Origin of the sequence: Segeticoccus rhizosphaerae (assembly GCF_009192725.1) — a bacterium.
Taxonomy (GTDB): Bacteria; Actinomycetota; Actinomycetes; order Actinomycetales; family Dermatophilaceae; genus Segeticoccus; species Segeticoccus rhizosphaerae.
The window spans coordinates 1-7809 of sequence record NZ_VOHR01000185.1 but is presented as its reverse complement, the minus strand read 5'-3'; the positions used below and the strand labels follow the sequence as shown (position 1 = coordinate 7809).

The following is a 7809-nucleotide window of genomic DNA, read 5'->3' as shown; positions in this document are numbered from 1 at the left end:
CATGGGCCAGGGCAGCGTCGGCGAACGGGACCGCACGGGTGCGCGTCCCGGCATAGGCCCAACATCGCGCCAGGGCGGCGCCGAGCCGGGCGCGGACGCGGTCGTCGGTCGAGGCCGCGAAGGCCTCGTGCAAGATCGCGGGGATCCTGCCCGGCTCGGTCCCGAAGACATACGTCTCGGCCAGGCGCAGCGCCTGTGCTGCCGGGTCCGGGAGGTCCCCCGCGGTGGGTTCCACAGGCTCCATGGTGGCACTACGGGCGCAGCAGGGTCACCGCGTTCGCGTGTTCACGCTGGCGGTCCTGGTCCCAGTCGCCGGTGCAGTAGAGCGTGAAGTCGAAGACCGCACCGTTCTCGTCGAGGTCGAGGACGAAGCACTCCCGGCAGTACCACTGCTGGCCGCCGTCCTGCCAACGCTCCTCGAGCTTGATCACGTACCCGGTCTGGGTGGCCGTGACCCGTTCGACACGGACGCGCCCGGGCTGCGGGTGCAGCCGTCTTCGGCCAGCGATGAGCTCTTCCGCGTCGCAAGTCTGGATGCGCCATTGCGGGAAGGTCAGATCACCGAAGACGGTCGGCGTGAACAGGCCGTCCGGGGCGACGCCCCCGCTCTCGAGGAACTCGACGAACTTGTCGACGCTGGCCTGGATGGTCGCCGGGTGCGGCATGGTCGAGGTCGTCATCACCCACCTGCTCCCGCTGCGGCCAGGTTGCGTTCGACAACCGCCATCGTCTCGCCCAGAGCGTCGGTCGGGCTGAACTCGACCACGGTGGTGCCGGAGGTTACCAGCGGCAAGTGGCCGGGCGCGACGTAGTAGGCGTCGCCGGCGCCGTAGGTCTCCTCATGGTCGGCCCACCGAAACGTGACCTGGCCGGACTGCACGACACCCCAGTGCGGGCACTGGCACCGGTCGCCCGGCAGGCCGGCGAACAACGGCGCCGGGTCGACGTCACACGGGAAGGTCTCGAAGGCAACCGTGTAGCCGCCGAGCTCGGCGTACCGACCCTCGATCTGGGGAAAGTCGACGGTCACCGGGGTCGTCATCTTGCTGGCACTGGGCATGGTGTCCTCCTGGGGGTTGGTGTTGACACCCTGAAGGCGTGACTTTTCAGATCACATCGTGACTGGCGGAAGGTCAGCGTTCGCGGGCGAACTGGATCGCCGCATCGCGTTTGCGACTGCCGGATGAGTCGGCTGGGCGGGTGGAGGAGGGTGCTACGCATGAACTGACCCATGCACAGCAGGGTGTCCTGTTCAGGTGAACCCTGCGCTGTTCAGGTCACAGCTGCAGTCGAAGCTGCGTTGACCAAGTGAAGGCTGCAAGTCCGTGCCGACGGCGCTCGAAGATTGGACAGTTTCGGCGGTGAAAAGCGAACACTCAACCATGGCAGGTTCAGGGGGTCGATGCAACACCGGCCTGTGTCAGTGACGATAGCTGCTCTTGGTAGACCTCGGCAGGGGTGCGCCATCCGAGTGTCTTGCGTGGCCGGGCGTTCAGGGTCGTGACGACTGCTTGGAGCTCCTCGGCCGTCCAACGCGACAGGTCGGTGCCCTTCGGGAAGTACTGGCGCAACAACCCGTTGGTGTTCTCGTTGCTGGGCCGCTGCCACGGTGAGTGCGGATCGCAGAAGTAGACCTCGATCCCGGCGTCGATCTTGAGCTGGACGTGCTTGGCCAGTTCGCCGCCTTGGTCCCAGGTCAACGACCTGCGCAGCTGCTCGGGCAGCCCCCCGATCTGGGCGACGATGGCCGCATTGACGGCCTCGGCGCCGCGACCTGCCAGCGGTGGCCCGTTCTTGACGATCGGGGCTTTCCCGAAGTCTTCCATCCGAGGCAGGTGCAGCAGCATCGTGTACCTGCTGACGAACGTGCGGCCGCTGCGACCAGTGCGAGCACGGGGCTCGCGCAGCGCACGCCCGGAACGCAGGCACGCGGTCAACTCTCGCTTGAGCGCGCCACGGCCCTGCACGTAGAGCGACTGGTAGATCGTCTCGTGGCTGACCCGCATCGACTCATCATCGGGGAAGTCGACCTTGAGCCGGTTGCTGATCTGCTCAGGGCTCCAGGCCACACCCCAGCGCCGGTCCCTTCGACGACCCTGGCGCCTCCCCACCCACGGCACGTTCGGGCCGGCGATGGGACGTCCCTCGGCGTCGGTGACCTCTCCTGCGAGCTTGTGTTCCACGTACTCGCGCAGTCGGCGGTTGGTGGCGAGCTTGGCCGGCTTTGGCCTCTTCGCGGCCTGCTGGGCCTTCCACTGCGCCACCGTCGCCCGGTAGCCCTTCTGGTCGGCCCGGGTGGCCGCGTTGCGCCGCAGTTCGCGGGAGATCGTCGAGGGATCCCGCCCGATCCTGCGGGCGATCTCGCGTACCCCGTGATCCTGCGCCCTCAACAGCGCGATCTCCTCGCGCTCAGCGAAGGACAAGCAGCGGCCGGTGGGCTCGTTCAGGCTGATCGGGGTCATCCCGCCAGCGTGGCGAAACCAGCGGGTCGCGACCGGCGTCGACACGCCGACCTCAGCGCCCGCGTCCTCGCTGGTCAGACCTTGAGCAATCAGGCGCCAGAACGCCCGCTGCACAGCACGTGACGGCTCCGGCCGCCCCGGTGATCGCATCGGCGCACGCAGCGCCCGATCCGCGGCCCACTGCCGTCGAGCGCCGATCGGCGCCGCTGGCAACTCCTTCTTGCGTCGTCTCACCGAACACCTCCGTGATCAAGGTGTTGCGACGACCGCTGGAATCCGCCCATTGGAGTGTGGTCACTTTGGAGGACTGGGCTGTAGTCGCCGGCGGGCAGGCGGTGGGCATCCGACACGACGAACGCCACGGACTCGGCCTCGACCTCGAGGACGCCCCGGCTGGTACGCGGGCCGCCTCGATGCGTCCCCTCGAGCGTCGCGGGCTCGAGGTCAGTGCTGCGATCTGAAGCCATGGCGCGATGGGCGCGGGTGGTCACGGAGGTGATGGCCCCGGTCGTGCTCGTGGTGGTTGTCACCTTCGTGGTGGCCATCCACGCGGCGGGGTCGGGGCGCGGACTGCTGCTGGGGGTCGTCGCGATGTTCTTCGCGGCCGGGCTGCCCTACGCCATCTTGCAGGTCGGGATCCGGCGCGGGGTGCTGGGCGACCGGCACCTGACTCAGCGTCACCAGGGACCGGTGATGATGACGATCGGGCTGGTGTCGATCGTGGTCGGGCTATTGGCTCTGTCGTTGCTGGATGCTCCGCGCGCCCTCTTTGCGTTGGTGTGGGGGATCTGTGCCGCGGTGGCTGTCTGCCTCGCCGTGACCTTGCGGTGGAAGATCTCGATCCACACGGCCTGTGCTGGGGGAGTCGTCGCCGCACTGGCCGTGCTCGTCAACCCCTGGCTCCTCGTGGTGGCGCCACTGGTTGTGCTGGTCGCCTGGTCGCGGGTGGTGCTTGGCGATCACACCACGCGCCAAGTCGTGGTTGGCGCGGCCGTGGGCTTTGGCGTGGCGGCCTTGGTGACGTTGGCCCTGAGCTGAGACAAGCGCCGCGGCAGGAGCGAGCGGACGTGTTCATCCGCGACTTTCAGACTGGGTTCCTGGTGCCGCGGATGATGGGGCCAGGGTTTGGGCAGGTCGGAGGTGGGCGGCGCGGTGGCGCATGAAGAGCCAGTAGAGGACGGCGGAGACGATCAGCCCAAGGATCCAGGAGATGTCGGCGCCGCCGAGGTGGGCGACCATGGGGCCGGTGTAGAAGCTGGTGCTCATGAAGGGGATCTCGACGGCGATGGCGGCGAAGTAGGCGACGAGGGCTTCCCAGCTCGCGCGGCCGTAGATGCCGTTCGGTTCGAAGATCTGCCCGATGTCGTACTGCTCTTTGCGGATGAGGTAGAAGTCGACCAGGTTGATGGCGGTCCAAGGGATGACGAAGTAGGCGAGGAAGAGGATGAAGTTCTCGAAGTTCTCCAGGAAGTTGCCTTGGCCCGCGATCGCCAGGATGGTGGAGATGGCGGCGACCGCGATGGTGTAGGCGGCGCGGGTGGTGCGGCTGACGCCGTGTGACTTGGCGGCGGTGGCGATGGTGGTCCATGACATGAAGGCGCCGTAGAGGTTCAGGACGTTCACCGCGATGATGCCGAGGATGATGATGATCTGGAAGAGCCAGTGCACGGGGGAGGGGGAGAGGTCGACGATGAAGGAGACGGATCCGCCGTTGAAGGCTTGGGTGGCGACGGCGACGGCGATGCAGCCGAACCCGATCATCCAGAAGGAGCCGATCGAGCAGCCGGCGTAGCTCCACCAGAAGACGGTGCGGCTGGAGGTGTCCTCGGGTAGGTAGCGGGAGTAGTCGGCCACATAGGGGGCGTAGGTCAGGGTCCAGGTGGCGGCGATGGCGATGCCGAGTCCGAACGCGCCGCCGGAGAAGTGGCCGCCGTTCCAGACGGCTGCGACGTCGTGGTGGACGAAGAGCATGATGGTCAGGTAGACGAAGCCGAGCCCGCTGATCAGGCTGACCCACCGTTCCACGCTGTGGATCAGGCGGTAGCCGAAGATCGCGACGATGGTGCAGATGGCGGCGATGATGATGATGGTCGGTTTGACCGGGAGGTGGGTCAGCCCGGTCAGTGCCTGGCCGCCGAGCACGCTGCTGCTGGCGAAGAAGCCGATGTACATGAGCAGCACGACGATGATCGGGACTGCGGCGCCGTAGTAGCCGAACTGGGCGCGGCTCTGGATCATCTGCGGGATGCCGAGCTTGGGGCCCTGTACCGAGTGCAGGGCCATGAAGATCGTGCCGGCGGCGACACCGATCAGGGCAGCCAGGATGGCCCAGGGCAGGGACAAGCCGATCACGATCAGCAGAGCGCCGGTGACGATCGCGGTGACCTGCATGTTGGCGGCGAACCAGACGTTGAACAGGCTCTCGGGTTTGCCGTGCCGTTCGTCGGGCGGGATGTAGTCGATGCTTCGGTGTTCGACGGTGAGGGTGCGCTCCTGGCTTGTTGGGCGGGTGCTCATTGCTCTTCCTCCCGTGTCTCAGCGGCGGCGTGTCGCTCGTGCTGTCGGGTCAGCACGGTGATGATCTCGTAGGCGAGGTTGGCTGCGGCTATCCCGGTGATCTCCGCGTGGTCATACGCCGGGGAGACCTCGACGATGTCGGCCCCCACGACGCGGACCCGATCGAGCCCTCGGACCAGGCCGAGCAGCTCACGGCTGGTCAGGCCCCCTGCCTCGGGCGTACCGGTTCCCGGGGCGAAGGCGGGGTCGAGCACGTCGATGTCGATCGACAGGTACACCGGCGCGGTCCCGACCCGCTCGAGCAGCTGCTGCAGAACTGCGTCGACACCGATCCGGTCCAGGTCACGGGAAGCCAGGATGGTGTAGCCGAGGTCGGTGTCATCGGTCAGGTCGCTGGGAGCATAGAGGGAGCCGCGGGTGCCGACGTGGACCGAGCTCCCCTTGACCACCAGGCCCTCTTCTGATGCGCGCCGGAAAGGGGTGCCGTGGGTGTACGGCTCGCCGTAGTAGGTGTTCCAGGTGTCCAGGTGGGCGTCGAAGTGCACCAGCGCCACCGGCCCGTGGACTCGGTGCACCGCGCGCAGGGCAGGTAGGGCGATGGTGTGGTCACCGCCCAGGCTGATGGCGGTCTGCTCCGCGCTGATCAGGGACCCGAGCCCGTTCTCGATCTGCTCGAGGGCCTCGGTGATGTGGAAGGGGTTGCACGGGATGTCGCCGGCGTCGACGACCTGCGCTCCATGGAACGGTTCGCTGTCCAGCGCAGGGTTAAAGGGACGCAGCAGGCGAGAGGCTTGACGGATGTGCGACGGTCCGAAACGAGCTCCGGGGCGGTAGGTGGTGCCGGCGTCGAAGGGGACGCCGACCAGGCTGATGTCGAACCGTGGCACGTCCTCGAGCCGGGGTAGACGGGCAAAGGTCGTATGGCCGGCGAAACGGGGGACCTTGAGACCGTCGACAGGGCCGACGACTCCGTTGCTGTAGGTCACGCGTGCTTCGTCCATGATCGCTCCTCGACGGGTCGATCCGTGACGCGTACAGCTCGCGCGCACGCGCGGCTCGGCTCCTTCACGATTCAAGCACCGGACGCGGGTATCGCGCCATGGGAAACTCCCTCGGCTCTCGAGCACCGGAGACTTGCGCGGCTGCGAGTGCTGCGTCTGCGTCGACGTGCAACCCGCATCCGGACACGAGCTCGGTCACGACCAGCAATTACGCAGCCCACGCGGTGGCCCCTGCTGCTGCCGCCATCACTCCGGAATCGACCCATCGGCTCCAAGTCGTTCGAGTCACTCGCTGACGTCTCCACGCCTCACGAGGCAGGTCACCCGGGCCAGCGTTCCACTCCACCCCAGCGGATGACCGGCAGCGGCGCGCTGACGCACCCGGCTCCACCTCGCGAGGGCATCCACCCATGGAGCTGCACACGGTTTGCACCAGGGTGATGCCGGGTTCCGAAAGTGCCCCGCGCCAGCGGTATTTGGGTCATGACCGAACGAGCAGATCAGCAGGTCCGCGGCTGGTGGGGGCGGCTCCGGTGACGGTGTCGATCCGCCGGATCAGCCTGGGCGCAGGCTATCGCTACCTGATGGCCAGCGTCGCCCGCGGCGACGGCGCGGGCGTGATGTCGTCGCCGTTGACGCGGTACTACGCGGAGTCGGGGACGCCTCCGGGTCGGTTCCTGGGCGCCGGGTTGGCGTGCCTGGCCGGCGGGGCCGGTGTCGTGCCCGGCGCGCAGGTGAGCGAGGAGGCGCTGTTCCGGATGCTCGGGAAGTTGCAGGATCCGGTGACCGGGCAGCAGCTGGGCCGACCCCCGAAAGCGGTGGGCACGGCATACATCGACGGCAAAGGCAGGGTGCGCAAGGCACCTCGACCGGTGGCCGGGTTCGACCTGACGTTCAGCGCGCCCAAGAGCGTGAGCGTGGCGTGGGCGCTCGCGGACCCGGGCACGCAGGCGGTCATCTACCGGGCGCACCTGCGGGCGGTGGAGTTCGTCATCGGGTACGCGGAGCGGGCGGTCTTCTTCTCGCGGTCGGGGCACGCGGGGGTGGTGCAGGAGGACGTGCGCGGGGTGGTCGCGGCTGGGTTTGACCACTGGGACTCGCGGGCGGGGGACCCGCAGCTGCACACCCACGTGGTGGTGATGAACCGCGCGCAGTGCGCCGACGGGGCGTGGCGGACGCTGGACGGGCGGTTGATCTTCAAGGCGACGGTGGCGTTGTCGACGTTGTACAACGCGGTGTTGTCGGACTACCTGACCGGGGCGTTGGGGTGGGGGTGGGAGCCGATGGCGCGGCGGCATTCGGCGGTGCCGAAGTACGAGGTCGCCGGCGTCGACGCGCAGTTGCAGGCGGAGTTCTCGCGGCGGTCGGGCGCGATCGAGGACGCCAAGAACGCCCTGGTCGACGACTTCGTCGCGGCGCACGGGCGGCAGCCCTCGTCGCGGGAAGTGCTGCAGCTGCGGCAGCAAGCGACGATCTCGACCCGGCCGGACAAGGAAGCGCACGCGTTGGGGGAGCAGATGGCGGTATGGCGGGCCCGCGCCGCACGTCTGGTGGGTCTCGACTCGGCCCGGTGGGTATCGCACTTGGCGGGGCGGAACGAGCTGCCGTTGCTGCGCGCCGCCGACCTGACCGACCAGACTCTTGCGGGCGTGGCGGGCGCAGCGTTGGCGCAGGTGGCGGGCAAGCGCGCGACGTTCTCGCGGATGAACGTGCTGGCCGAGGTGCTGCGCCAGCTGCACGGCGCGCGGTTCGCCGACCCCACCGAGCGGCTGGCCGTGGCCGAGCGGGCCACCGACCTGGCGTTGGATCGGGCGGTGCCGGTGGACCCG

The 7809-nt window shown here is 68.2% G+C and carries 9 protein-coding genes; 3 read left to right on the top strand and 6 right to left on the bottom strand.

Annotated elements, in window-relative coordinates; all coding sequences use genetic code 11:
- The 4 genes from FRW57_RS14130 to FRW57_RS14115 all read right to left on the bottom strand — a co-directional run.
- Positions 1-235, bottom strand: a 235-nt coding sequence (locus tag FRW57_RS14130) for a hypothetical protein (protein ID WP_203230331.1), incomplete at its 3' end; no start/stop codon positions are given.
- 16 nt (positions 236-251) lie between these two features.
- Positions 252-680 (bottom strand): hypothetical protein, encoded by a 429-nt coding sequence (locus tag FRW57_RS14125; RefSeq protein ID WP_152186285.1) that lies wholly within the window; start codon positions 678-680, stop codon positions 252-254.
- A complete protein-coding gene (locus tag FRW57_RS14120; protein ID WP_152186284.1) occupies positions 680-1060 on the bottom strand; it encodes a cupin domain-containing protein in 381 nt (126 codons plus the stop codon). Before FRW57_RS14120 ends, FRW57_RS14125 begins: the two co-directional genes overlap by 1 nt.
- Before the next feature lie 331 nt (positions 1061-1391).
- The gene (locus FRW57_RS14115; protein ID WP_203230332.1) at positions 1392-2660 is read right to left on the bottom strand and encodes an IS30 family transposase; all 1269 of its coding nucleotides are present in this window, start codon (positions 2658-2660) and stop codon (positions 1392-1394) included.
- Positions 2661-2752: 92 nt separating this feature from the next.
- Here FRW57_RS14115 and FRW57_RS23280 point away from each other — a divergent pair, with 92 nt between their 5' ends.
- Both FRW57_RS23280 and FRW57_RS14110 read left to right on the top strand, forming a co-directional pair.
- Complete coding sequence (locus tag FRW57_RS23280) at positions 2753-2923, top strand: hypothetical protein (protein ID WP_162308281.1); 171 nt, start codon at positions 2753-2755, stop codon at positions 2921-2923.
- 4 nt (positions 2924-2927) lie between these two features.
- The gene (locus FRW57_RS14110) at positions 2928-3500 is read left to right on the top strand and encodes a phosphatase PAP2 family protein (RefSeq protein WP_137123432.1); all 573 of its coding nucleotides are present in this window, start codon (positions 2928-2930) and stop codon (positions 3498-3500) included.
- Between the two features lie 33 nt (positions 3501-3533).
- On the opposite strand, the gene FRW57_RS14105 is transcribed toward FRW57_RS14110, so the two are convergent.
- The gene (locus FRW57_RS14105; protein ID WP_152186282.1) at positions 3534-4979 is read right to left on the bottom strand and encodes a purine-cytosine permease family protein; all 1446 of its coding nucleotides are present in this window, start codon (positions 4977-4979) and stop codon (positions 3534-3536) included.
- A complete protein-coding gene (gene speB, locus FRW57_RS14100; RefSeq protein ID WP_152186281.1) occupies positions 4976-5980 on the bottom strand; it encodes an agmatinase in 1005 nt (334 codons plus the stop codon). The genes FRW57_RS14105 and speB overlap by 4 nt, the downstream gene beginning before the upstream one ends.
- A 533-nt stretch (positions 5981-6513) precedes the next feature.
- Here speB and mobF point away from each other — a divergent pair.
- Positions 6514-7809 (top strand): MobF family relaxase (mobF, locus tag FRW57_RS14095; protein WP_238999432.1); only part of this gene is annotated, 1296 nt, incomplete at its 3' end.

Coding starts and splice junctions, on each gene's coding strand:
- FRW57_RS14125 (WP_152186285.1), bottom strand. CDS start 680: ATGACGACCTCGACCATGCCGCACCCGGCGACCATCCAGGCCAGCGTC.
- FRW57_RS14120 (WP_152186284.1), bottom strand. CDS start 1,060: ATGCCCAGTGCCAGCAAGATGACGACCCCGGTGACCGTCGACTTTCCC.
- FRW57_RS14110 (WP_137123432.1), top strand. CDS start 2,928: ATGGCGCGATGGGCGCGGGTGGTCACGGAGGTGATGGCCCCGGTCGTG.
- FRW57_RS14105 (WP_152186282.1), bottom strand. CDS start 4,979: ATGAGCACCCGCCCAACAAGCCAGGAGCGCACCCTCACCGTCGAACAC.
- speB (WP_152186281.1), bottom strand. CDS start 5,980: ATGGACGAAGCACGCGTGACCTACAGCAACGGAGTCGTCGGCCCTGTC.